Source organism: Bacillus sp. FSL W7-1034, assembly GCF_038593365.1.
GTDB classification, from domain to species: domain Bacteria; phylum Bacillota; class Bacilli; order Bacillales; family Bacillaceae; genus Bacillus; species Bacillus altitudinis.
In genome coordinates, this window is record NZ_CP151989.1 from 3,420,910 (window position 1) to 3,443,589 (window position 22,680).

Consider the following 22,680-nt stretch of genomic DNA (forward strand, 5'->3'; position numbering starts at 1 on the left):
GCGAATGTGTTCTCATAGATTGAACGGACGTAAAAAGCCCGACCTGACAGGGACGGACCTCTTTTTAGGTCGACTGAACACATTCAGTGACATTTATTTGACTTTTTTTTGAACCTTTTCGAGTAACTCATCTTCTGTTGGTGCGGATAATGGGCGATTGTTCACAAACGCAAAAGCCTTTTTTCGTCCTGGACCGCAATACGATTGACAGCCAATCTCAATTTTTGCATCAGGGTCAACCGATTTAAGTCGAGGCAATAACGTTTTTAGGTTCGTCGCATCACAATCGTCACATACGCGAAACTCATTAGCCATGTTCTTACGCTTCCTTTCAATGATGAAACTTCATTCTATATGAAACAGTTGGACAACTAAGAGTGAATAATATACCACCCAACATTGTACATCGAAGCGACTGGAGTTGCAAGAAGCTTTGTCAGCACAGAGACGTATTCACATAAAAGCTAGTATTTTCCACTATCCTTTTAGCAAACTTGTATAAACCTTCTTCAACTTGGCTAATCTAATACCATCAAATCTTATGGGGGTTTAAACACATGTCAAAACAAAGACAAGATGCTTGGTCAGAGGAAAATGATCTCCTTCTGGCAGAAACCGTCTTACGTCACGTCAGAGAGGGCAGTACACAGCTGAACGCATTTGAAGAAGTGGGAGACAAGCTAAACCGTACCTCAGCGGCATGCGGATTTAGATGGAATGCTGTCGTGAGGCATCAATATGAAAAAGCATTGGCACTTGCCAAAAAACAGCGTAAACAACGCATGCGTGCACTCGGCAATGGGCAGCCTGCGAAAAAACGTTTGCTCTATCAGCCGCAAGTTGAAGAAACGATCACACAGGAGGAGTTCTCTCAAGAACTGGAACCTGCGCAAGAAGAAACGTTTGCACCTGCAGCCGAAACAGCCGAACAGCTTCAATTTGTGGATCAAAGCTACAATGAAGAGTTAGCTAGTTTATCACATTTATTGTCACAGGCTTCTCAAGTGACAGAGAAAAAGCCAGAAACCAATCCATTTGGGCAGCGCCAAGAGCTAACCATTGAAGATATCATTGATTTCTTACGCCGCTATGAAGGCGATGGACAGCAATCTTCTGCCTTACGCATGGAAAACAGCCGATTAAAACAAGAAAACAATGAACTTTCACATAAAGTGTCGCAGCTAGAAGCTGAAGTGAAAAAGCTTGAAAAGGATCAGCTCACGATTCAAGAAGATTATGAAACACTCGTCAAAATCATGAACCGTGCAAGAAAACTAGTTTTGTTTGAAGAGGACGACAGTGCCGCACCAACCTTTAAAATGGATCGTAACGGCAACCTTGAAAAAATGGCTGAATAACCAAAAAGTGCTCCCCACCTGCGGGAAGCACTTTTTTAAATATCCAAAAATAGCATCACGCTAAAAAGGACATTGATCAAGAAGACGAACATAAAAATGTACCTGACTTGCCTCACCTGAAAATCACCAAAGATAAAAATATAAAGCCCTGCGATACCAAGCGTCAGTACAGGCTGAAGAAACGGCACGAAAAGCGAAATGCCGTAGCCGGCTCCTATGATGACAGGAAGCCATAGTAAATAGAGGTAACCGCCATTTTTAGATTTCAAGAAACCACTCCCTCTCTTTCTTCTACCTGCTTGATTTCAGGCTGAACAAACTTGAGTCCGGCCATTGTACGTCTGCGTTTTTGTGATGTCCAAACCGCAATCGCCGGCTGATCCGTTAGAGACTCTGTGTCAATGGTGATCAGCACTTTCCCATTTAATTCAATTGAATCTTCAAACTCAATTTTGCACCCAGATAAACTGATATCATGTATGATCACCGGCACCTTCTCTTCTAGTCGGTCCTCATAGGCGATCGTACCTGTCACACCTTGCAATGGCCTTCTCATCCATTTGCGACGCAGAGCCTTTGGTACCTTCTCCGTTTCTCTTAAAAAGCGGAGAAACGTCCGAACAGCATACGATTTTTTCTCACGATCCGTCATCGCTACATGCTCTCGTGTGAATAAGAAACGGATCAGTGATAAATACTCTGATTTTTGTGTGTCAGTAAAAGCAACACCAACCATCAGCTGGTCTCCCTCTGGATAGCTCCAAACCACGTCACACGACACGCTTTCATTCTCTGAAAAAAACAATTGCGTTTGTCCTTGATAAAGAGAAGACGCTTGGTCCAATGGAATGGACAGACGCGCACCTGAATCACTCATATCTAGTAGAAAACAAGCAATCGACTGATCTTGATGATCAGAACGAAGATGCCCCTCTTTTTCAATGACAAACCGCTCTGATTTCCGATAACGCGGTCGATCAAACGCCACAAGCAGTGCCATGAATAAGCCTGCACCGTTATAAAGCACCCAAAAAATATTAATCAACATGAGATCAGCGTTCATCGTCCCATTTACCTTCACATCGTAACCTATTTTCACAAGGGCAAGCAATGAGAGCAGCAAGAAGACCAGATGGGGAATCATCGTTTTCAAATGAAAATGTCTTTTGTCCGTTTGAATTCCCTTCGGTGTGACAAGAAATTCAACTCTCTTTTTGAAAAACAGCTCACTTAAAGCAACACCAGCTAGGTGGAACGCCATAGAGCTTTCATAAATGTGACTCCAGAACATGCTTCTCTTTTGATTCGACACAAGTTTAAATGCTAAATACGAGCTAAAGAACGCCGGTAGCCAAAACATGAAAACGGACTGGAAATCTGCCCAGAAACTTTGAATACCAAACAATAAAAATAAAATCGGTGTGAGAATATAAATCATTTTAAACAAACCGTTAAACCAATACACAATGCCATCTAAATAAAGAACACGCTGCATAAGCGTTAAGCCGCGCACCTTCAAAGGATTAAACTTACGGGCACACTGAATGTTCCCTCTCGACCAGCGATCTCTTTGCTTTAACAGATCAAGCCAGCTTTCAGGTGCCAGACCGACGGCTAATACTTCTCCGACAGACACAGATTTGAATTTCCCCTGAAGAAGCATTCCTGTTGCCATGTCTTCTGTAATCACTCCAGTAGCAAATCCGCCAATTTCATCTAATGCCGTTCTTCTAAATACCGTATTACTCCCAACATACATGACGGCATTAAACCGATCCTTACCAGCTTGGAGAGTTTGCATGAAGAAGTCCTGCTCATTTGGAATTCGATCTTTCGAGAACATATTATATTGGAAAGGATCTTCGTTATAAAACGCCTGTGGAACTTGAACAAACGCAGTTGCTCCATCATGAAAATAGGGCACTGTTTTTTCTAAAAAGGAAGGAAGAGGGACCATATCTGCATCAAGTGTCAGAATCAGCTCTCCATCCGTTTGAGACATCGCATGATTTAAATTACCTGCCTTAGCAAATCTGTTATCTGTTCTTGTCAGATAATGAACACCAAACGCAGAAGCAAGCTGCGCTACAGCTTCCCTATTGCCATCATCACATAAATAAATTTGAACGCTTTCCTTCGGATAAGAGAGATTCAAACAACCTGCAACAGTGCGTTTCAGCACCTCAATTGGTTCATTATATGTAGCTATGAAAATATCAACTGTTGGCAGCCTTTCAAGATCACTGATCATGACTTGTTTCCGATTTGAAGGCTTCCAAACCAGCGTATAAAACACAAGCAACTGGATAAACCCAATGCATTCACAGACAACAAGCAAAATACCCATGACAATATTAAAAGTACCTTCATGCGGCAATGTAAAGAAGAGACGCCAGCAAATATAGGCAGCATTTGTTAACACACATAGCACAATGATGACTTTTTTCACAGTAGAAGCCATTGGCTGGATACGATATATCATATACAACAGAGACAAAATACAAAGCATAAACAGCGGGTAATACGTGGTGATGAATGACAATACATTTTCCTTCTTTCTTATGTCATAAAGGACTATCACATATAAAATGTCATAACAAAGGAGGGGATTCTTCCATTAGATTGCCCCTCCATTTCTATATAAATCATTTCCACAATCGATCTAACTGATTTGAATAAAAATCAATGGCCCTTCGATAACTCAAAATAGCAGGATCATTTGTCGTCTCAGTTAAACAGTTCAGTAATATTTCCATGGCTTTGCTATGTTCATTTAAATTATACAAAGTCATGGCATAAAACGTTTGAATAGCTTTATTATGCGGATAAGCTTCCATCGCATGGAGGAATATTTGTTTTGACTTTTCATATTCCCCTAAGGTTCTGTATGTACTTCCTAATCCTAAGAAAGCATCTTCTCTTTCTTCTGAAGACAAACCTAGTTCAAGGGCCCTCTCATAAAAAAAGACAGCTTGTTTTTCCTCCCCTAACACATCATAACTCCAAGCACATTGATAGTGAATGGAGGCATGATCTGGATACTCTTCTACAAGACGGATGAGCATGTCATTGGATTCTTGAAGATGTCCACTTTCTCGAAGTTCAATAGCTTTCAGAAGTTTCGTTTCCATTACATCACCCCTATTTTTAAGATGGGACGATATGTTTACGAGAACACTTTCTCATTCCGCTCAATCATCCGTGTCATGTTTTTCTCAAACTCCAGTTGTTCCTCGGTGGTCAACCCTGAAGCGGTCAGTTGCTCGCTCAGCTTTTGAAGTTCTTCTAGTAAAAGACGCATGAGAAGCGCACAATCAATGGGTTCTCCAGTTAATTCTGATAGGGATGCCATCGTATCAGGCTGTATATCAGGGAATACCGCTTTCACCTCATGCCTTCTATCCTTTAAGGCCGCCTCATAAAAACGGCGAATCAAATCAGCTCGTTTTCGACCGCTTCCATCTGCACACAAATAGATTTGCACAGCGACCCCTCCGCGTAATCTACGCTGAGAAATGCCGGCAAATTTCTTTCCATTGATGCTCAAATCGTAGCTACCTGGACAGTAAGAGCCGACAATTTCATAGGCTTCAATGTCCACCTCATACATCGACAGCATCCGGCGGATCAATTCCACCATCGCATCATATCCACGGTCAATATCAATGCCCTTCTTTTGTTCCGCAAAGATTAAAGACACATTTAGTACGCCTTCATCCAGCACAACAGCAAGACCACCTGAATTGCGCACAATGACGCGATATCCCTCTTCCTCAAGAAGCTTTACACCCTCTTGGAGAAATGGAAGTCTTGTATCCTGAATCCCAAGAACGACCGTATTGTGGTGTACCCAAGAACGCGCTGTCGCTGGTGAGAGTCCTTTCCCGACCGACGCACAAAGCGTATCATCCATCGCAAAAGATTGCTTCGGGTCCACATAAAGACCAAGGCTCGATTGATCTATGATTCGCCATGTCGGCTGCGTCAATAACTCAATAGGTTCATTTTTCATGTCCTGCATATCCTCTCGTTCATAAACTGTGTTTATTATAACATGGAGGGAGAATGAGCGAGAAAAAAGCTCTATGACAAGGAACGTCACAGAGCTTTTCAACTGGATGCTTTGGTTTTCTTGTTCTTCCTTTTCGGGATGAAATAAACAGCTGCAATCAAAACGACAGGAACCCCAACCACGAGGCCCGCAGCGATCAATGTGTTCCACGGCAAATCGATCATCTCCTTAATAGACTAAACTTCTATGAAACAGCCGTGACTTACCCAGCTTAACAAATCTTCAGCCACTAATTCCGCATGCTGAGGGTCCATCACACCAGCATCGACAATCCATACTTTTTTCTCCTCTTCTGCCTGCCGCATAAGAAATACTCGCCCACCGCCATCGTCACCAATGGCTACATAGCCGCTGGCATAATGATGGACTTCCCATGTTGCATTGCGTTCCACTATGTCCTCAGTTCCATATAGTAGAACATCGCCTCCGACGGAACATCCATTTGTCTGTTTCAGCAAGGTCTTATAAGCATGGGGCAGCAGCATGTTTAGCTGGGATTCTGCCTCTTTGATATGTATATCACTTGCTGGTTTGTTTATGACCAGGTTGGGAATCTGAGAAAAATGAATCATTTTGAAAGCCCCCTAAAAGGATGTACAAGCGTTTATTCAGCTGATTTTGGCATAATTCTTTTATACACCCGCAGGAGCACTTTTAATAGAAAATAGAAAATGATGACATCGATTATAAAACCAAAAAATAGAAATTCAACACCATAATTTGAATGCAGGACTAGCCAATCAATGGGAAAACCTCGATAATCCGAACCGGCATGTGGGACATAAACCCCTCTCATAAAAGCTGTCCCAATGACGAGAAAAACACTGATGCTTAATAGCCAATTGACTGTTTTTTTGTTGATGTGTTTTTTCTGATTCATACGAATTCCTTTCTGTGTTTTTGTATCGCTTTCTAATACAAAGACTTCTACATATCACTATATAATCAATACAACAATTCTTTTAGTAGAATTTCCGCTTTATGTAATTCATCTAAGAATGGATTTAGATAATCATTATGACTATCCAAGTAAGCCCTAACTCCGCCAATGATAAAGACTTTTTGGAGATCATCATTGGCTTGCATGATTCTTTGGGCATTCTTGTATCTTCTATATATTAATTCAAGTACACCTTGATTGATCTCTTGAGAATATTCTTTTTCTAGGATGTTGATGACCGTTTGGATTTGTTTCGTTAGTTCTTGTTTTTTGTTCATTTAATGCTCCTTAAAACTTCGGCTCATACTAATAAATATCTAACCGTTGACAATTAAAACTTATAAAATCGCCTTCATTTATATCTCCCGGTATATTGCAATCCAATTCTAATAAAAGTCCGCCTACCTTCACTTTTTCATCACGCTTATCAATTAATTGTCCTAAAAAACTATAACTGAAATTATCATCTAATTTTTCAATTCTATACTCTGACAATTCAGCTTTCACTAAGTCTGACACATCTAAACAATAAATAGGTTCTAATAGTTCATTTTCTTCAAGGTAATTTAATGGTTGAGCAAAACACATTATTTCCAGTTCGCCATCTGTTACAATCACTTCAGCTTCTGAGGCTTCTTGTGAAATCCAGTTTATTTTTTTTATTTTCAATACGATCACCCTTTTTTTACTTCTTTGTTTTTATCCCTAAACTTGGTGCTTTTTTAGAAAGTTCTTTAACCGATTTTATATGAAATGTGGTGATATTTCCTGTTTTTCTATCGAGCCCAACAAATCCGTATTTTGCACTTCCCTTTCCACCAACAATTCTTACATATCCATTCAGTTCTGGTACATATTGTCCCTTTTGAATAAGGTGATTTGCATCTTCAAGATAATTTTTGATATTGTATTTGTTTTTGCCGATTGCACCCATTATCTCTTTACTATGCTTTTCAAAATGAATAATAGCTTCATCACCTTTGAATTTAATCAGTTCACCCGTACCCTTTCTTGTCTTCTCAACTCTCTTCACCACATTCTTCCCTTGATCAATCTTAAAGACATATTTCCCGCCTTTAATGATTTTCATAAATGGGATAATAGAGGCTGCAGATAGGGCTTGGTCGGTGCTGCTAATATTTTTGCTGGTTTCTGGGTCTTTGCCAGTAACGGCTCGGTAGCCGTCGTAGATGCCGCTGTATTCTAAAATGATGTTTTCGGCGGTTGAGACGACCTTACCGTCTAGTATGCGTTTCGCATTGCCTCGGCTCCGGCTTTCTGGGATGTTGTCGACTTCTTCTATTCTTACTTCGCCGTTTGCGATATACGTTCGAATGATTTGTTTATTGGCGTAAACGGTGTATCTCCCGCCTATAAAATCAATGTCCGACGGATCTGTGACGACTTCATCAGCGATGTCGAATTCTTTTAGCTTTTTGATGCCTTTTACGTTATATAGTTTACCATTTACGACCCTGATGTCTCTATGAATCTTACTTTTCCCGCTCACAGCTTCTTTTTGTAATGTCGTAAGCAATGGATCGTTTGCTTTGACTTGCTTGTTGACGTTTAGGAGGGTGCCCCTATGAACCACCGTATCCACATTCGCCTGTTCTTTCTCACTCAATTTCTTCAACATGATCATCATCGGGTTTTCTTTCATGTTGTCTATTTTGTCATTCAATCCACTGATGGTGTTGCTTATTTTTTCTTCTTTTCCATTTTTGAAAATAGACCCTTTTTGATAACTCGTGATGTCGATTTTTGGGCCGGTGAACATGGTCCTTAGCGTGTTGATGAATTGTTTCATTGTTTGAAGGGAGCTTTTTGTTTCTTGCAAAGCACTTGTCTGCTCCCTGTCAAATGCATGAAGCAGACCAATGGCTCTTGAGGTCTCAAGCCATGCCTTTTGATAGTTTTGCTGAAAAGCTGATTCGTCTACACTTGGCAAGTGAACAATATGACCAACTCTGCCAATGGCGTGGTTCACCTCTGATACGATTTCAGAAATCGCTCGCTCCGCTTTTTTTAAGCCTTGATCAAGTTCGTGTTCAATAAATGCTTGTGATATAAAGCCGTGCTGATTTGATTCAAGGGTATGAAGCGCCTGCTTTGTTTGTTTGAGCGCAGAGCTGTATTCCTCAATGACAACCTGAAAAAATTGCAGGAAGGGAATATGGCATTCTGTATAAAAGGAGCGGATGGCTTGTCCCGCCTCTCCCTTTAGTGCGCCATCAAGTGAGATGATCTGTTGGATTTGTTTTTCTATGGAGCTAATCTGTTGTGATTGCTGTTTTAATGTATTCAGCGTTTGGTCAATTCCGTTTATTAGCGCAAAAGCATCAAGGGTTTTCATTGCGTTCTCCTTTATTTTCTTTTACTGCTGGAAGCAAGCGCCTTGTCCGTTTCGATCATGGTGTTCACCGCTTGTTCTGTTTGTACAAGTTGTTTCTGAAGAATGTCTATGTAGGATGTACTTAATTCGTTCAGCTGCTGATTGATTTTTTCTAATGTGTCTGCCGTCAGGAGCTGATTTCTTCCTTTGATGGTTGTTGGAAGTGTTGCATTCATTTGAGCGCCTGATTGTTTTGCATGCTGTAATACTCGTTTGACCTGACTGGCATCTATTTTAATTTCTCTGCTCATGTGACTACCCTCTTTTTTCTTCCAGTTGTTTTTGCTTTTCTTTCTCTATTTTTCTTTCAACCGAATGAATTTCATGTTCTAATGAATGGATCTCTGATTTTAAGTCGCTGATTTTCTCATCAATTCGATTCAATAGATTGGTTAGCTGTACACTTTTTATCTCTTGACTGGCGGATGCCATCTCGTCTCGAATGTCATCAAACGTATCTGCGAGATGGCCAAACCATGTATGTGATGTCAGATCTGGATGAGTCATTTTCTTGTTAGCATCTGCCAGAGCAGACTTTGCTTCTTTTATTTCTTTTCGACACATGTTCAGTTCTATGATTTGTTCTTTTTTTATGGATATGTCTGCCTTTAACGAATACAAGGCTGTTGTATAACCGATGATAGCTCCAGACATCGTCAAACACCTCTATTCCTCAAATAGTCCTCCGTTATGTTACCATTTACTAGCACAAGAGGCATATGATTGAAAACGAATTCAATAAAAAATGAATCGTATGTATTGGGTTTTTATACCTAATTCACATAAAAAAGCTGAATCCTTCGATAGGATCCAGCTTTTGATGCTTATTTTAAAGTTTCAGTGACTGATGCTGAGTCATGATCGTTACATGCAGCGTCTTTCTTCTCAGGGATATAATGGAGTGAAAACCCGACAAGGCTAAAAAAGGCACTTAACACCAGTGTTGGGTTTTTAAATAGGTTCGTACTTGCAATGATCATATCTCCCTTTTGCAATAGAATTCCTAGTATTTGACCGAATACCAACAACGTTCCTGACGTTAGGAATAGGACAAGCAGCACTTTAAATAAGAATTCCATCAATACTCTCATCTGTTTCTCCTTTCTATACGGGAAGTATCTCCATTCCAATGAGCCAGCCAATGCCAACGATCGGAAGCATATAATAGAGGATCAGTGGGATAAAGGTTTTTTCTGGTCTGGCCCCTGCTAGACCAGAAGCGATAAATATGGACCCTGATGCAGGCGGGGAAGCGCCTTCTGTTGATGAAAAAGCAAGAATGGAAACTACAGCCACAACTGGGTCCACTCCAACTGAGATTAAAGCTGAAAATGAGACAAGCCCAACAGCTGTTAATGTCGCTGTTGAAGATAGAGGGCCTGCCACCAGTGTGACAAGAACACCCACAATGAGCACCATGAGCCATTTCGGAATGGTAAGTACTGATGTGATTTGCGTCAAATCTTCTGCGAGTCCTAATTCAGCAAGCACTTGACTAGCAGCCACTGCAAACAGCATCAAGGCGCCAATCGTTGTGAATTTAGGAATGGCTGATTTGAAAAATTGAGACCAATCTAAAGCAGACGCCTTGCTTCTTCCAATTGTTAAACTAATCAGCATCATGAGAATCGGAATCCATGTAATTAAAGATATTTGATCCATTGCCTCTGGTCCGATGTTTGGGTTACTTTTTAAATAGTTTGCCAGAGGACCAATCGTGACAATGATAGGAATCAAGGCACCGAAAAAAATAAAGATCGACTTCCACCCTTGTTTCACAGCTTCCCAGAAAGGAAGAATATCATCTGGCGGCATGGCCTGGATTTTATTCTTTTTCACCAGAAGATACACCAAAATAAATCGGTATACGACTTGATACAGTCCTCCTATTAGAAGGGCAATATATAAATCTCCCTCAGATACAAGGGCGGCAACTGGTGCAAACCCAAGCATGATAAACATGGAAGAGTTCGGAGGCAGTGCCGCTCCAAGTCCGCCATTCCCTGCTAGAATCGTGGCCGTATGGGTCCGGCTCCACCCGGATTTAATCATCCAAGAGGCCGTGATAGAGCCAGTCGCAGCTGTGTTTGCAGAATTTGAACCTGAAAGAGCGCCTAACACTGCTGAACCTAACGTACTCATATAAGCCGCTCCACCAGGAAGTTTGCCTACAACCGAATTTAGGATTCGTAAGAGTGCATGAATTAATTCCAACTTTTCGATTAAATAGGCCATGAATACAAATGCGACAGCTGCATAAAGCACCTCATATGTGGATGCAAATATTAAACCATCCCAGAAAAGTCTTAACGCATCCAATCCGCCAAATAATGTGGTCGCAATAAAGCCTAATAGCATGGCTTCTCCCATATTCCGCTTCACGACGACATTCCATATAATGATGACAGCTATGAACACAATCAACGCAATAAAACCCATATCGTTTCTTCGCCTCCCCTTCATTAAATAAAACGCTTACAAATTATTCCCCTGGCTGCATCACGTCAATGACTTCTTCCCAGCTAGCAGGTTTTACCCCGTCAAATCGTTCAGCAAAGTGAAAGTCTGCTAATTTCTCAAGCTTCTTTTGTGCTGCCCGAGACATACTGGCATCAATCTCTGCTTCATCTAGCATTTCAATAGTGCCAAGAAGCTCTACTGCCCGTCTTTTTGCATGCAATGCACTCCCTGTCACAAGACGATTCATGGTCTCTTCAAAACTTTTACTATCGATTGTATCGCTTAGTGAAGAAATCACTTGATGTTCCACATTATATTTTTTAGAAATTTCCAAAAATTCAATCAATAGACCGACAATCCCCTTCATATAAATGCTTCTGATTAGCTTTAGTGCCGAAGCATCTCCTGGCTGGTCACTAATTTTTGTGATATTCATGCCATAAGCATTCATGACTTTCATGAATTGGTCAATTCCACTGCCGCTTGCCGTGATCGGAACCTTGTGTTTGTTGACTGGAAGAGACCCTAGCATGGCGGCATCTACAAATAGCGCTTCTTGCTTTTCAATTTCGTTTGCTACTTGTTTTTTGATGTCTGGTGTTGATGCCGATACATCTACATATAATTGATTCTTTTTCAAACTTCCCGATACAGATTGTGCCACTTCTAAGGTTTTATTCGCTGGTACAGCTGCAATCACAAGATCAGATTTCTCAATGAGTTCGCTAATACTGCTCGTTAATTGAACGCCTGTTTGCGATGCTTTTTCTTTCAACGAGCCAGCTAATTTCTCATTTTGTAATAGGACATCATACGCATAAAATTGATTTAATCCTTCTGTTTTCAATCCCGTTGACAGCTCATATGCCGCTTCACCATATCCGATAAAGCCTATTTTCATCACCGATTCCCCTATTCCTGAAATTTTTTCATTCTTCCTTCCAGCCATGCCGGTGCTAAGAGACTGATGTCTTGCTTTCCTTCGTCCACATACTGTTGAATCGTTTTTAATCTCTGATGTTCATACGCTTGTTTCTCTTCCGCTAGTGTCAGCAGGTGTTCCGCCTTTTCCTTTGGAACGATGACGACTCCATCATCGTCAGCAATGACTAAATCACCTGGGGCTACTTTGACACCGCCGCACGAGATGGTTTGATTCAATTCTCCAGGACCATCTTTATAAGGTCCGTTTGGCATAAATCCCTTACTGTAGATTGGCAAAGCCAGCTCCTCTAAAGCGAGTTTGTCGCGAACGAGCCCGTCAATCACGATTCCTTCTATTCCTACAGCCTTTGCTGAATGTGCCATCAATTCCCCTAAATAGGCATGACCCTTATGGTCTTTCCCATCAACAATCAGTACATCTCCTTCTTTAGCAGAGTAGATCGCTTGATGAAGAAATAAATTATCCCCTGGCCGTAAGCTAACAGTAAAAGCTGTGCCGACTACATTCATGCCTTTCGCAACTGGTTTGATTTGATGATCCATCGCGCCAGTGCACCCCATTACGTCTGACAGCAAGGTCGAGTTAAGCTTTTTTGCCCTAGCGATAAGATCATTTGACACGAAATGAACAGTACTCATTGTTTCCATCATCCCCTTTGAGTTATATTCATTACACTTATTTTTATTAAAGTAATATTTATTACTTTTGTGATATGATCATACCACCTCGTTTTCAATTAGTAAAGCGCTTTCAAAAAATAAAAAATGAGTTCCACACGACTAATGTGTTGTGTGGTAACTCATTTTCGTTAACATATGATTGATTTGATCTAAACGTGGTTTTGTTCTTTCAGGATCATTCATCGCTAAGGCACTTAAAATGTAATCGACGATAAAGATAGCAGATACGACAGAGTTATGAGAGCCGACACTTGCTGAGGAACATGGTAATACATATTGTGCATATTTGGTTAGTGGAGAGCTGTAACTGTCTGTGATTAAAAGCACTTCCACCCCATAAGACTTCGCTGCTTCCATCAAATCTTTCATACGCTTTGCATAGCGCGGATAGCTGACAGCTATAATGAAATCACCCGAGTTGAAATGAACCAAATCATCCACCCAGTCACTTTGATCTGCATCAATGTATTGGCAATTCCCCAATAACCGATTGATTCCGAGTGACAGATACTCACCAACAGGTCTTCCACTTCGAACACTTGTACACAAAACGTGGCGTGCGCTGGCTATTTTCCCAACAATCTGCTGAAAGGTTTCTTCCGTGATATTGTCTAGTGCGTACTGGATATTTTGAAATTGAAGTTCTACATGGTCATGCAAGAGCTTATTCTTATTTGAATGCTTGAGATTCGCTTCAAGTCTCGTTTGAGGGTCGGCTTTATGCTTCATAGCTGATTGAAGCTCTTTTTGGAACTCAGAAAAACCGGAATACCCCACAGCAGCAGAGAATCGCATGATCGTTGCTGTACTCGTCCCGACTTTTGACGCCAATTTATCGACAGTTAAAAAAGCGACTTCCATTGGATTTTGTACGATATAATCTGCAATTCTCCTCTGCGCATCGGTTAAAAATGCGACCTTATGCTGAAGTTTATATATTAAGTCCTCCATTATAGCACCTGCCTATCCTATCGGCTTTCGTGTTTTCTTTTCACTCTTTATTGTACACATTTGGACAAAATAAAAAAACAGCCAGCACGAATCTATCGTACTGACTGCTCTAGTCGAGATGCTATTTTATAGTGCTTGAGCTGCTGTGATAAGCGCAAGATTGTAAACGTCTTCGGCATTACAGCCTCTTGAAAGATCGTTTACTGGCTGATTTAGACCTTGTAGGATTGGACCTACAGCTTCAAAGTTACCTAAGCGCTGGGCAATTTTGTAGCCAATGTTTCCAGCTTCAAGGCTAGGGAAAACAAATACGCTAGCATCGCCTTTGATGACGGAATCTGGTGCTTTTTTCGCTGCCACTGAAGGAACGAAAGCTGCATCGAATTGGAACTCTCCATCAAGAACAAGCTCAGGTGCTTTTTCTTTTGCAATGCGAACCGCTTCAGATACTTTGTCTGTTTCGTCTGATTTTGCTGAACCTTTTGTAGAGAAGCTAAGCATTGCTACACGTGGTTCGATGTCAAACATTTTTGCTGTGTTTGCACTTTCGATCGCAATTTCAGCAAGATCTTGGCTGTCTGGTGCAATGTTGATCGCACAATCAGCAAACACATATTGCTCTTCGCCGCGAGCCATAATGAAGACGCCAGAAGTTTTCTTTACGCCTTCTTTTGTTTTAATGATTTGAAGTGCTGGGCGCACTGTATCAGCAGTTGAGTGTGCTGCTCCGCTTACAAGGCCGTCTGCAAGACCTTTATACACAAGCATTGTACCGAAGTAGTTTTCATCCAGTAATGCTTTTCTCGCTTGCTCTTCTGTCGCTTTGCCTTTACGTCTTTCGACGAAAGCTTGTACAAGATCTTCAAAACCTTCATATGTATGAGGATCATACACGTCAACACCATCAAGTGTAAGACCTAATTCTTTTGCTTTTGCTTCTACTTCTTCCTTCTTACCTACAACAATTGGCTGCAATACTTTGCTATCTGCTAGTTTTTGAACGGCTGTTAGAATGCGTTCGTCCATTCCCTCAGGAAAAACGATCTTAACTCCTTTACCTGCAACCTTTTCCTGAACTGTTGAAAAAATATCTGCCACTTCAATACCCTCCTTGATTTTACAAAAAAAAGCGTTCTCTTTTAAGCATACTCTTCTTCTACATAAATTCAAACTACCAACTTACATTATAGCGCTTACAATTTAAATTCTTATTTTTCAAACTAATTAAATCAATTTCTAGAAAAGCGTTTTCGTCGTTCAAGTTTTGATCACATCTTCATTTGGACAAACTATGTTATAGTTGGAACAGATGGAAAACTGTAAATAGGAGTGAAAGAAATGAGCGAACAACATACAACAAATGAAGCAGCTCAAACACTAGATGGCTGGTATGCACTGCATGATTTTAGAACGATCGACTGGACAGCTTGGAAGCTGCTGACAAGCGATGAGCGTCAAGCCATCATTCATGAGTTCACAGGTCTATTAGAAAAATGGAAAACAGCTGAGCACAATCAGGCTGGAAGCCAAACAATCTATAGTATTGTCGGCCAAAAAGCAGATATTATGCTCATGATTTTACGTCCGACCATGGAAGAACTGGGTGAAATTGAACTTGAATTCAACAAGACACGACTAGCCGAGTTTACGATTCCAGCTTATTCTTACGTGTCAGTTGTTGAACTCAGCAACTACTTAGCAGGAGGCGGAGATGGCGGAGACCCTTACGAGAACCCGCATGTACGTGCGCGCCTCTATCCAGAGCTTCCTTCTTCTCAATATGTCTGTTTCTATCCAATGGATAAAAGACGTTCTGGCAATGACAACTGGTACATGCTTTCAATGGATGAGCGCAAATCCCTTATGAGAAGCCATGGTTTAATTGGCAGAAGCTATGCTGGGAAAGTAAAACAGATCATTACAGGTTCTGTTGGCTTTGATGATTATGAGTGGGGCGTCACTCTTTTCTCTGATGATGTGCTTCAATTTAAAAAATTGGTTTACGAAATGCGATTTGATGAAGTGAGTGCACGTTACGGCGAATTTGGTTCCTTCTTTGTTGGAAACCGATTAGCAAACGAGCAGCTAGCGTCTTATTTCCATGTATGATAAACTCTTAAGGCTTCGGATCTCTCCGAAGCCTTTTTATGTATTTGTTTAGAAAGGTGATCTCATCATGAAAAACTTCCCCATCGCTATTTTTGCGTTAACGCTCGGTGCGTTTTCGATTGGCATGACTGAATTTGTGATCATGGGACTTTTGCCAAATGTCGCAAATGATCTTCATGTATCTATTTCTGCTTCAGGTCAGCTGATTACCGGATATGCACTCGGTGTCGCAGTTGGCGGCCCTATTTTAACGTTATCAACTGGAAAAATGTCGAGAAAACGTCTCCTCATTCTATTAATGATTCTTTTCGTAGCAGGAAATGCTGTCGCAGCTGTATCGTCTTCTTATGGTCTGTTGATGGCTGCACGTATTTTAACGTCATTTGCCCATGGTACCTTCTTTGGTGTCGGCGCCATTATGGCTGCACGGCTTGTTCCTAAGGAGCGAAGCGCAAGTGCGATCAGCTTCATGTTTACAGGACTGACAGTAGCCAATGTACTGGGTGTGCCATTTGGCACCTTTATCGGAAATCAATTCGGCTGGCGCATGTCATTTCTCGTTATTGCTGTCATTGGTCTCATTTCCTTAATCGGTATTATCAGTTTAGTACCAAATCAATCGAAAGAAGAAGTATTAGATATTCGAAATGAAATATCGGTGTTGAAAAAGCCGCAGGTCCTCGTCTCCTTTGCGATGACGATATTCGGTTTTGCGGGTGTGTTTACCGCCTTTACGTATATCAGCCCGATCCTGCTGCAAGTGACTGGCTTTCAGGAAAACGGGGTCACCCTCATTCTTGTCCTCTTTGGGCTTGGGGTCACCATTGGGAATTTAGTCGGTGGAAAACTTGCGGACTGGAAGCTGATGCCGAGTATTATCGTCACATTGATCTTGCTGATGGTTGTCCTGTTATTATTCACATATACATCTGCCTTTAAAGTGCCTGCCGTGCTGACGATTTTTGTTTGGGGAATCATTTCATTTATTCTCGTTCCTACCTTGCAATACCGCACGATGAACATGGCACATGAAGCCCCGACACTCGCATCAACGCTCAGTCATTCTGCCTTTAATATTGGAAATGCCGGCGGTGCAGCGCTTGGCGGTCTTGCTATCGAAATCACACATTTACAGCTTGTCCCGCTCTTTGCGGCAGGTGTAACATTCATTGGATTGATCATTACGATCATGAGCTATCAGTCAGATAAACGAATCAAAAGGACCTGAGGGGAGGTCCTTTTTCTATTTCACCACGGTCATTTCTGGCTCTTCTATTTGTTTCACACGTTCCTGTACCGGATGGGTAAAGGAATGCTCTGATAAAACAATATGGGAGACCGTTTTTGTAAAGCCAGACACCTCTTGAATAAACGCTTCAATTTCTTCAAGAGAAGAAACAGACAGCTTAATGAAAAAACAGGACTGTCCTGCCACTCGATAAGCAAAGAACGCACGTGGATGCTGGTTCATAAATGTCACAAAACGCTGATACTCCCCATTTAATACGGTGACTTCCAGTAAACAGTCTATCATCAGACCCAGCTTTTTATAATTGACTTGAACAGAATACCCTTCGATAATCCCTGCATCCTCTAGTTTTCGCACTCTTTCTGCTACCGCAGGTGCTGATAAATTCACTCGTTTGGACAATTCCCTCATTGATAAGCGGGCATCTTCTCTCAATTCGTTTAAAATATGCACATCCACATCGGTGATTTTCATTCGTTACGCTCCTATCCCAAAATCGTTCCATTTGAAAAGTATTTTATGATGATACTTATGATACGAAATGTAAAATAACACTAAATAATGGTAGAATTTATTTTAACGGAATTGAATGAAAAAGCAAGTATGGAGGGATCACTTGATGAAAGAATCTTTAGACAGCCAGGCTTCTAAAACATTTCCCATCACACTTGCCATTGCACTCACACTTGGCGTTTTTGCGGCGGGATCGGAGGAACTGGTGATTTCACCACTGCTGCCTGATTTATCAAACTCCTTTCAGCACTCTCTTGATGTTCTCGCTCTTTCCATCAGCATTTATGGGTTAGCTGTGTTGGTTGGAGCTCCGCTGCTCGTTCCTTTAGGGGACCGATATTCAAGAGAGCTGTGTTTGATGATTGGGCTGTCTTTCTTTTTGATTGGAACAGTGATGTGTGCTGCTGCCCCAAATTTGGCCGTGTTTTTTGCAGGTCGTGCTATTTCTGGGCTGGCAACTGGTGTATTTGTGCCAACAGCCTATGCTCTTGTGGGCGACCGGGTTCCATACGAATATCGCGGCAAAGTGATGGGACTCATTGTATCGAGCTGGTCTCTTTCTCTTGTCCTTGGTGTGCCCATTGGCGCCTTTATCGGCCAGAGTTTAAACTGGCGCTGGACGTTTTGGATCTTCGCTATGATGAGTCTCATTGTCCTGCTGCTCGTCATCCTTGAATCAAGAAAACAAGTCAGAGCAGCTGATCCGAAGGCACCTCAAGCTAGAGAGAAAACAGGCGCTTTATGGGGAGCTTTGAAAATTGATCGTGTGCCTGCCTATTTGACTGTGACGTTTTGCAATATGCTTGGATTTTACGGCATGTACTCGTTTTTAGGTGCTTATCTGCAAAGTCTGTTTGATGGCGGACAATCAACAGCTGGACTTCTTATTATGGCTTATGGCGTCGGCTTTTCTATGAGTATGTTTACTGGAAAATTAGCAGACTGGTTCGGTAAAACCCGTTCCCTTGTCTTTGTGCTGGGTGGAATTGCGCTTGTTCTAGCCTTGCTTCCTTATGCGCCATTCTCGTGGATGTTGCTGATTTTCGCCCTATTTATTTGGGGTGCTATGCAAAGCTTATCTGTCACGCTTCTAAGCACCGTTCTAAGCGACTGCTCTCAAACCCATCGCGGGAAAGTGATGGCTTTTTACAGCCTGGCCTCCAACTTTGCTGTTATGCTCGGTTCCGCACTGATGGGACCCGTTTATGTCCATTTCGGATATCATACGGTAGGTCTTGTCTGTGCATTGATCACACTTGTTGGTTTTATCATCAGCTTCGTCAGCTATAAACGAGAACGCGCCTTACAGAAAAAACAGCCAACTACACTTGAAACGTAAGCACATTTCACTGCACATCTCGATATGTGCAGTTTTTTAGATCAACTTTTAATATCATCATATATTACATTTTTTATAAAATTTGTTGACAATTACCAATTTTAAATTTTATAATCTAGTAAAAATTTGAAAAAGATTGGATGGTAAACATGATCCTAAAGAATGATGATGTGTTTCATTTCAAAGAAGAGCCAAGCCCTTCACCTAAGATGTTTACAGTCAACACTCTAGGCCCTAAGGGGACAAGCAGTGAATACGCAGCAAAACATTTCATCTCTCAATCCACCACTACACTCGGCACTCATACGAAACTATCCCTTTATGACACATTCGAAACTTGCATTGAACATACTCTCTCTCAACCACTTCAATTTACTCTCGTTCCACACGCATATGAAGGCATCAAACACTTCTACATGAGACCAGATCTACAGCTTTTACAAATTTTCAGATGTGACACGCCCATGTATGGTTTGGCAGTCAGACCTGATTTCCCATTCAATGAACAAATGCTCCACCATTTAAAAATTGTCTCACATCCTGCACCTGTCAATTTAATTCAATATTTCATTCACCAAAATGCTGAATTTGAACTTGTTAATTCTACAAGTACTGCTGCGCAGAAAGTAAGGGACGGCGAATTTGATTTTGCTTTAACGAATGAGGTGGCAAGAGCCACATATGGCCTCATCTTCATTCGAACGTTTAAAAGTATACCCATGAGCTGGTCCATATTCGGAAAAGGAGAGATGTAAGATGCAAACTGAACAAAAGACGCAAGAACGATATTTTCCTCAAGCGAAAAAATTAGAATGGGATAATGGCGTTATCCAATATTCCACTGTAAGAGGCGGTACGGAAGTGTTAATTTCATACGTCCCTCCCCGCACGATCATTGAACCTCACGAACATCCCGAAGCACAAATCGGCATTGTATTAAAAGGCGAGCTTCAAATGACTGTCGGCCAATCGACTCAACTGCTCACCCCATTAGAATCAGCCTATATCGCACCACCGTTTGTCCCTCACGGCGCTTCAAATCTGACAGATGAAGAAGTGATCGCCATTGATATTAAGAGATTAAAGGATAATGAAGAATATACAGCTCCCCCCACTTATTTCTTAGACATTTTCAAAACACGGGATTTACTCCCTGGCATGGAAGTGACTTTTTTTGTGGAGGATTGGATGGAGCTGATGATTGCCAATATCCCTGGAAACGGCGGAGAAATGCCTTTTCATAAACATAGAAATGAACAAATCGGCATTTGCATCAGCGGAGGGTATGATATGACAATCGAAGGCTTTACAGAAAAGATGGAATTTGGCACCACCTATTTCTGTGATCCAAGGGAAGATCATGGGGCCATCAATCCAAAGCCAGAAGCATCAAAGTCTATTAATCTCTTCTTCCCTCCTCGCTATAATCGCTTAAAACCAAAGGCATCTAAGGTGAAGAAATGAAGCTGGACCGAAAAGTTGTCCTCATTACAGGAGGTGCGTCGGGGATTGGGCTTGCTGCTGTCAAGCTCTTCCTCGAGCATGGAGCAAAAGTAGCTGTCGCTGACATCAATGAAAGCAGCGGCAACCAACTAATTGAATCATTGCCGCATGAGCACCTTGCATTTTTTAAAACAGATATTACGAAAGAGTCTGACTGTCACCAAACCGTTCAGAGCGTGCTGAGCCGATTCGGTGCCATTGATGTCCTCATTAACAATGCAGGCATCGAAATTGTCTCACCTATTCATGAGATGGCACTGGAGGATTGGCATCGTATTCTTCAGGTCAACCTGACCGGCGTCTTTCTCATGAGTAAGCATACTTTGCCGCATATGCTTGAAAAGAAAAGTGGAAGTATTATCAATACCGGATCTGTCGGAGGTCTTGTGGGCTGGCCTGACATTCCGGCATACAATGCAACAAAAGGCGGTGTCATTCAGCTCACCAAATCAATGGCCATTGACTATGCCGCTCATCAAATCAGGGTGAATTGTATTGCCCCTGGCATCATTGATACACCATTAAACGAGAAGTCCTTTTTAGACAACCACACAGAAAGTCTCGAGATCGTCAAAAAGGAAAAAGCAAAGGTGAATCCTATGCTGCGTCTTGGAAAACCTGAAGAAATTGCTGGCGTGATGCTCTTTCTCGCCTCTGATCTATCCAGCTATATGACTGGAAGTGTCGTCACAGCAGACGGAGGTTACACCGCTAGATAAAAAGGAGTGCTTTCATTGAGTAAAAAAACTGTACTTGTCATTGCTGATCTAGGTGGGTGCCCGCCCCATATGTTTTATGAAAGCGTGGCGGCATCGTATCATATCGTTTCTTATATCCCGAGACCCTTTGCGATTACAAAGGGACATGCCGAGCTAATCGAAAAATACTCCATTGCGGTCATCAAAGACCGTGATTATTTTGATACACACCCTTCTTTTGAACACCCTGATTCTATTTACTGGGCACATGATGATTATCCAAAATCAGAAGAAGAAGTTGTGGAAGACTTCATTCGAGTGGCTTCCTTTTTCAAAGCAGATGCAATCACCACCAATAATGAATTATTCATTGCACCGATGGCAAAGGCCGCTGAACGTCTTGGGCTGCGAGGTGCCGGTGTCAAGGCAGCCGAAATGGCGCGTGATAAAAGCCAAATGAGGGCTGCATTCAACGCCTCTGGCGTCAAAGCGGTGAAAACTCAGCCTGTCACGACTTTATCTGATTTCAAAAAAGCCATTGAGTCTATCGGAACACCGCTCATTTTAAAGCCTACATATTTAGCCAGTTCTATTGGCGTCACCTTGTTTCATGACAAGGCTGGAAGTGATGATCTGTTTTTACAAGTACAATCGTATTTGGAAACCATACCAGTCCCAGACGCTGTCACGTATGAAGCACCGTTTGTCGCTGAAACGTATTTAGAGGGTGCTTACGAAGATTGGTATGAAGATGAAGGATATGCTGATTATGTCAGTGTAGAAGGGCTGGTCGTAGAGGGCGAATATCTCCCTTTTGTCATACATGATAAAACCCCTCAAATCGGTTTTACAGAAACGGCTCATATCACTCCGACGATCTTAGACAATGAAGCAAAGCAAATCATCATTGAAGCAGCAAGAAAGGCAAATGAAGGACTAGGTCTTGAACATTGTGCAACCCATACAGAAATCAAACTCATGAAAAATCGAGAAACTGGACTGATCGAATCAGCGGCTCGATTCGCTGGCTGGAATATGATCCCGAATATTAAAAAGGTCTTTGGCGTCGATATGGCCAAGCTATTGATTGATGTATTAGTTGATGGTAAAAAGGCTGCACTGCCAAAACAGCTGCTTTCTGGACATACATTTTATGTAGCGGACTGCCACCTGTACCCCCAGCATTTTAAAGAGAGTGGGCATATCCCACCTGAAGCCACACATATCACCATTGATCATGTGTCTATTCCAGAGGGGGCATTCGTTGGAGATACTGCGATTGTCAGTCAATCATTCCCTACCAAAGGGGCTATTGTGGATCTTGCTTTATTTGAAGCTTTTAATGGAATCGTATCTCTTGAATTAAAAGGATCATCTTCACAAGACGTTGCCGCGTCCATCCGCAACATTCAGAAACAGGCAACGATTCAGTTAATGGATGAATTTGTGAAGGGATAGAAAGAGAGG

The 22,680-nt window shown here is 41.7% G+C and carries 27 protein-coding genes; 8 read left to right on the forward strand and 19 right to left on the reverse strand.

Annotated features, from left to right (window positions below; genetic code table 11):
* Window positions 1-93: 93 nt before the first annotated feature.
* Complete coding sequence (locus NST73_RS17640) at window positions 94-315, reverse strand: DUF1450 domain-containing protein (protein ID WP_003215259.1); 222 nt, start codon at window positions 313-315, stop codon at window positions 94-96.
* Between the two features lie 242 nt (window positions 316-557).
* Here NST73_RS17640 and NST73_RS17645 point away from each other — a divergent pair, with 242 nt between their 5' ends.
* A complete protein-coding gene (locus tag NST73_RS17645; protein WP_039165221.1) occupies window positions 558-1,358 on the forward strand; it encodes an RsfA family transcriptional regulator in 801 nt (266 codons plus the stop codon).
* Window positions 1,359-1,393: 35 nt separating this feature from the next.
* Here the strand turns inward: NST73_RS17645 and NST73_RS17650 are convergent, their stop codons facing one another.
* From NST73_RS17650 to pta, 17 genes are all read right to left on the reverse strand, one after another.
* Window positions 1,394-1,627, reverse strand: coding sequence for a DUF5970 family protein (locus tag NST73_RS17650; RefSeq protein ID WP_008343557.1), 234 nt, complete (start codon window positions 1,625-1,627; stop codon window positions 1,394-1,396).
* Window positions 1,624-3,900 carry a glycosyltransferase gene (locus NST73_RS17655; protein WP_274660500.1) on the reverse strand — a complete coding sequence of 759 codons (2,277 nt, stop codon included), beginning with the start codon at window positions 3,898-3,900 and terminating at the stop codon, window positions 1,624-1,626. Before NST73_RS17655 ends, NST73_RS17650 begins: the two co-directional genes overlap by 4 nt.
* Before the next feature lie 103 nt (window positions 3,901-4,003).
* On the reverse strand, window positions 4,004-4,489 hold the full coding sequence (locus NST73_RS17660; protein ID WP_041091383.1) for a tetratricopeptide repeat protein: 486 nt from the start codon (window positions 4,487-4,489) through the stop codon (window positions 4,004-4,006).
* A 35-nt stretch (window positions 4,490-4,524) separates the two neighbouring features.
* Complete coding sequence (locus tag NST73_RS17665) at window positions 4,525-5,370, reverse strand: lipoate--protein ligase family protein (protein ID WP_045034058.1); 846 nt, start codon at window positions 5,368-5,370, stop codon at window positions 4,525-4,527.
* Between the two features lie 236 nt (window positions 5,371-5,606).
* Window positions 5,607-6,002: an SMI1/KNR4 family protein gene (locus NST73_RS17670; RefSeq protein WP_041507926.1), complete on the reverse strand. Its 396-nt coding sequence runs from the start codon at window positions 6,000-6,002 to the stop codon at window positions 5,607-5,609.
* Window positions 6,003-6,034: 32 nt separating this feature from the next.
* Window positions 6,035-6,310 (reverse strand): hypothetical protein, encoded by a 276-nt coding sequence (locus NST73_RS17675; RefSeq protein WP_041507927.1) that lies wholly within the window; start codon window positions 6,308-6,310, stop codon window positions 6,035-6,037.
* A gap of 65 nt (window positions 6,311-6,375) precedes the next feature.
* Window positions 6,376-6,648, reverse strand: coding sequence for a hypothetical protein (locus NST73_RS17680; protein ID WP_138279120.1), 273 nt, complete (start codon window positions 6,646-6,648; stop codon window positions 6,376-6,378).
* 28 nt (window positions 6,649-6,676) lie between these two features.
* On the reverse strand, window positions 6,677-7,039 hold the full coding sequence (locus NST73_RS17685; RefSeq protein WP_008343573.1) for a hypothetical protein: 363 nt from the start codon (window positions 7,037-7,039) through the stop codon (window positions 6,677-6,679).
* 16 nt (window positions 7,040-7,055) lie between these two features.
* Window positions 7,056-8,726: a T7SS effector LXG polymorphic toxin gene (locus tag NST73_RS17690; protein WP_342499246.1), complete on the reverse strand. Its 1,671-nt coding sequence runs from the start codon at window positions 8,724-8,726 to the stop codon at window positions 7,056-7,058.
* Between the two features lie 11 nt (window positions 8,727-8,737).
* Window positions 8,738-9,016 (reverse strand): YwqI/YxiC family protein, encoded by a 279-nt coding sequence (locus tag NST73_RS17695; protein WP_008343583.1) that lies wholly within the window; start codon window positions 9,014-9,016, stop codon window positions 8,738-8,740.
* Window positions 9,017-9,020: 4 nt separating this feature from the next.
* Entirely contained in the window at window positions 9,021-9,419 is a 399-nt protein-coding gene (locus tag NST73_RS17700; RefSeq protein ID WP_041507929.1) for a DUF5082 family protein, read from the reverse strand.
* Window positions 9,420-9,589: 170 nt separating this feature from the next.
* Window positions 9,590-9,856, reverse strand: coding sequence for a hypothetical protein (locus NST73_RS17705; protein WP_008343586.1), 267 nt, complete (start codon window positions 9,854-9,856; stop codon window positions 9,590-9,592).
* 13 nt (window positions 9,857-9,869) lie between these two features.
* Window positions 9,870-11,204, reverse strand: a complete 1,335-nt coding sequence (locus tag NST73_RS17710) for a TRAP transporter large permease subunit (protein WP_342499247.1) — start codon at window positions 11,202-11,204, stop codon at window positions 9,870-9,872.
* Between the two features lie 43 nt (window positions 11,205-11,247).
* Window positions 11,248-12,126 carry a prephenate dehydrogenase/arogenate dehydrogenase family protein gene (locus NST73_RS17715; RefSeq protein ID WP_342499248.1) on the reverse strand — a complete coding sequence of 293 codons (879 nt, stop codon included), beginning with the start codon at window positions 12,124-12,126 and terminating at the stop codon, window positions 11,248-11,250.
* Window positions 12,127-12,137: 11 nt separating this feature from the next.
* Complete coding sequence (locus NST73_RS17720; protein WP_146270936.1) at window positions 12,138-12,809, reverse strand: RraA family protein; 672 nt, start codon at window positions 12,807-12,809, stop codon at window positions 12,138-12,140.
* 141 nt (window positions 12,810-12,950) lie between these two features.
* Complete coding sequence (locus NST73_RS17725; RefSeq protein ID WP_041507933.1) at window positions 12,951-13,802, reverse strand: MurR/RpiR family transcriptional regulator; 852 nt, start codon at window positions 13,800-13,802, stop codon at window positions 12,951-12,953.
* Between the two features lie 126 nt (window positions 13,803-13,928).
* Window positions 13,929-14,900: a phosphate acetyltransferase gene (pta, locus tag NST73_RS17730; protein ID WP_072367323.1), complete on the reverse strand. Its 972-nt coding sequence runs from the start codon at window positions 14,898-14,900 to the stop codon at window positions 13,929-13,931.
* Between the two features lie 240 nt (window positions 14,901-15,140).
* Between pta and hemQ the strand changes: the two genes are divergently transcribed.
* Together hemQ and NST73_RS17740 are read left to right on the forward strand one after the other, a co-directional pair.
* Window positions 15,141-15,911 (forward strand): hydrogen peroxide-dependent heme synthase, encoded by a 771-nt coding sequence (gene hemQ / locus NST73_RS17735; protein ID WP_024719459.1) that lies wholly within the window; start codon window positions 15,141-15,143, stop codon window positions 15,909-15,911.
* 67 nt (window positions 15,912-15,978) lie between these two features.
* Window positions 15,979-17,139: an MFS transporter gene (locus NST73_RS17740; protein ID WP_116306411.1), complete on the forward strand. Its 1,161-nt coding sequence runs from the start codon at window positions 15,979-15,981 to the stop codon at window positions 17,137-17,139.
* Window positions 17,140-17,154: 15 nt separating this feature from the next.
* Here the strand turns inward: NST73_RS17740 and NST73_RS17745 are convergent, their stop codons facing one another.
* Entirely contained in the window at window positions 17,155-17,634 is a 480-nt protein-coding gene (locus NST73_RS17745) for an Lrp/AsnC family transcriptional regulator (protein ID WP_342499249.1), read from the reverse strand.
* Window positions 17,635-17,779: 145 nt separating this feature from the next.
* On the opposite strand from NST73_RS17745, the gene NST73_RS17750 reads away from it, so the two are divergent.
* The 5 genes from NST73_RS17750 to NST73_RS17770 all read left to right on the forward strand — a co-directional run bounded on the left by NST73_RS17750 (window position 17,780) and on the right by NST73_RS17770 (window position 22,671).
* Window positions 17,780-19,012, forward strand: a complete 1,233-nt coding sequence (locus NST73_RS17750) for an MFS transporter (RefSeq protein WP_342499250.1) — start codon at window positions 17,780-17,782, stop codon at window positions 19,010-19,012.
* A gap of 149 nt (window positions 19,013-19,161) precedes the next feature.
* A complete protein-coding gene (locus tag NST73_RS17755; protein ID WP_047945786.1) occupies window positions 19,162-19,767 on the forward strand; it encodes a bacilysin biosynthesis protein BacA in 606 nt (201 codons plus the stop codon).
* Between the two features lies 1 nt (window position 19,768).
* Window positions 19,769-20,476 (forward strand): cupin domain-containing protein, encoded by a 708-nt coding sequence (locus tag NST73_RS17760; protein ID WP_096881995.1) that lies wholly within the window; start codon window positions 19,769-19,771, stop codon window positions 20,474-20,476.
* Window positions 20,473-21,234, forward strand: coding sequence for an SDR family NAD(P)-dependent oxidoreductase (locus NST73_RS17765; protein ID WP_039165203.1), 762 nt, complete (start codon window positions 20,473-20,475; stop codon window positions 21,232-21,234). The genes NST73_RS17760 and NST73_RS17765 overlap by 4 nt, the downstream gene beginning before the upstream one ends.
* Before the next feature lie 15 nt (window positions 21,235-21,249).
* A complete protein-coding gene (locus NST73_RS17770; protein WP_342499251.1) occupies window positions 21,250-22,671 on the forward strand; it encodes an ATP-grasp domain-containing protein in 1,422 nt (473 codons plus the stop codon).
* Window positions 22,672-22,680: the final 9 nt, after the last annotated feature.

What these genes read in the sequence shown, in the direction of transcription:
- NST73_RS17640 (WP_003215259.1), bottom strand. Translation starts at nt 315, where the DNA reads ATGGCTAATGAGTTTCGCGTATGTGACGATTGTGATGCGACGAACCTA.
- NST73_RS17645 (WP_039165221.1), top strand. Translation starts at nt 558, where the DNA reads ATGTCAAAACAAAGACAAGATGCTTGGTCAGAGGAAAATGATCTCCTT.
- NST73_RS17660 (WP_041091383.1), bottom strand. Translation starts at nt 4,489, where the DNA reads ATGGAAACGAAACTTCTGAAAGCTATTGAACTTCGAGAAAGTGGACAT.
- NST73_RS17665 (WP_045034058.1), bottom strand. Translation starts at nt 5,370, where the DNA reads ATGAAAAATGAACCTATTGAGTTATTGACGCAGCCGACATGGCGAATC.
- NST73_RS17670 (WP_041507926.1), bottom strand. Translation starts at nt 6,002, where the DNA reads ATGATTCATTTTTCTCAGATTCCCAACCTGGTCATAAACAAACCAGCA.
- NST73_RS17675 (WP_041507927.1), bottom strand. Translation starts at nt 6,310, where the DNA reads ATGAATCAGAAAAAACACATCAACAAAAAAACAGTCAATTGGCTATTA.
- NST73_RS17680 (WP_138279120.1), bottom strand. Translation starts at nt 6,648, where the DNA reads ATGAACAAAAAACAAGAACTAACGAAACAAATCCAAACGGTCATCAAC.
- NST73_RS17690 (WP_342499246.1), bottom strand. Translation starts at nt 8,726, where the DNA reads ATGAAAACCCTTGATGCTTTTGCGCTAATAAACGGAATTGACCAAACG.
- NST73_RS17695 (WP_008343583.1), bottom strand. Translation starts at nt 9,016, where the DNA reads ATGAGCAGAGAAATTAAAATAGATGCCAGTCAGGTCAAACGAGTATTA.
- NST73_RS17700 (WP_041507929.1), bottom strand. Translation starts at nt 9,419, where the DNA reads ATGTCTGGAGCTATCATCGGTTATACAACAGCCTTGTATTCGTTAAAG.
- NST73_RS17705 (WP_008343586.1), bottom strand. Translation starts at nt 9,856, where the DNA reads ATGAGAGTATTGATGGAATTCTTATTTAAAGTGCTGCTTGTCCTATTC.
- NST73_RS17710 (WP_342499247.1), bottom strand. Translation starts at nt 11,204, where the DNA reads ATGGGTTTTATTGCGTTGATTGTGTTCATAGCTGTCATCATTATATGG.
- NST73_RS17715 (WP_342499248.1), bottom strand. Translation starts at nt 12,126, where the DNA reads ATGAAAATAGGCTTTATCGGATATGGTGAAGCGGCATATGAGCTGTCA.
- NST73_RS17720 (WP_146270936.1), bottom strand. Translation starts at nt 12,809, where the DNA reads ATGAGTACTGTTCATTTCGTGTCAAATGATCTTATCGCTAGGGCAAAA.
- NST73_RS17725 (WP_041507933.1), bottom strand. Translation starts at nt 13,802, where the DNA reads ATGGAGGACTTAATATATAAACTTCAGCATAAGGTCGCATTTTTAACC.
- hemQ (WP_024719459.1), top strand. Translation starts at nt 15,141, where the DNA reads ATGAGCGAACAACATACAACAAATGAAGCAGCTCAAACACTAGATGGC.
- NST73_RS17740 (WP_116306411.1), top strand. Translation starts at nt 15,979, where the DNA reads ATGAAAAACTTCCCCATCGCTATTTTTGCGTTAACGCTCGGTGCGTTT.
- NST73_RS17745 (WP_342499249.1), bottom strand. Translation starts at nt 17,634, where the DNA reads ATGAAAATCACCGATGTGGATGTGCATATTTTAAACGAATTGAGAGAA.
- NST73_RS17750 (WP_342499250.1), top strand. Translation starts at nt 17,780, where the DNA reads ATGAAAGAATCTTTAGACAGCCAGGCTTCTAAAACATTTCCCATCACA.
- NST73_RS17755 (WP_047945786.1), top strand. Translation starts at nt 19,162, where the DNA reads ATGATCCTAAAGAATGATGATGTGTTTCATTTCAAAGAAGAGCCAAGC.
- NST73_RS17760 (WP_096881995.1), top strand. Translation starts at nt 19,769, where the DNA reads ATGCAAACTGAACAAAAGACGCAAGAACGATATTTTCCTCAAGCGAAA.
- NST73_RS17765 (WP_039165203.1), top strand. Translation starts at nt 20,473, where the DNA reads ATGAAGCTGGACCGAAAAGTTGTCCTCATTACAGGAGGTGCGTCGGGG.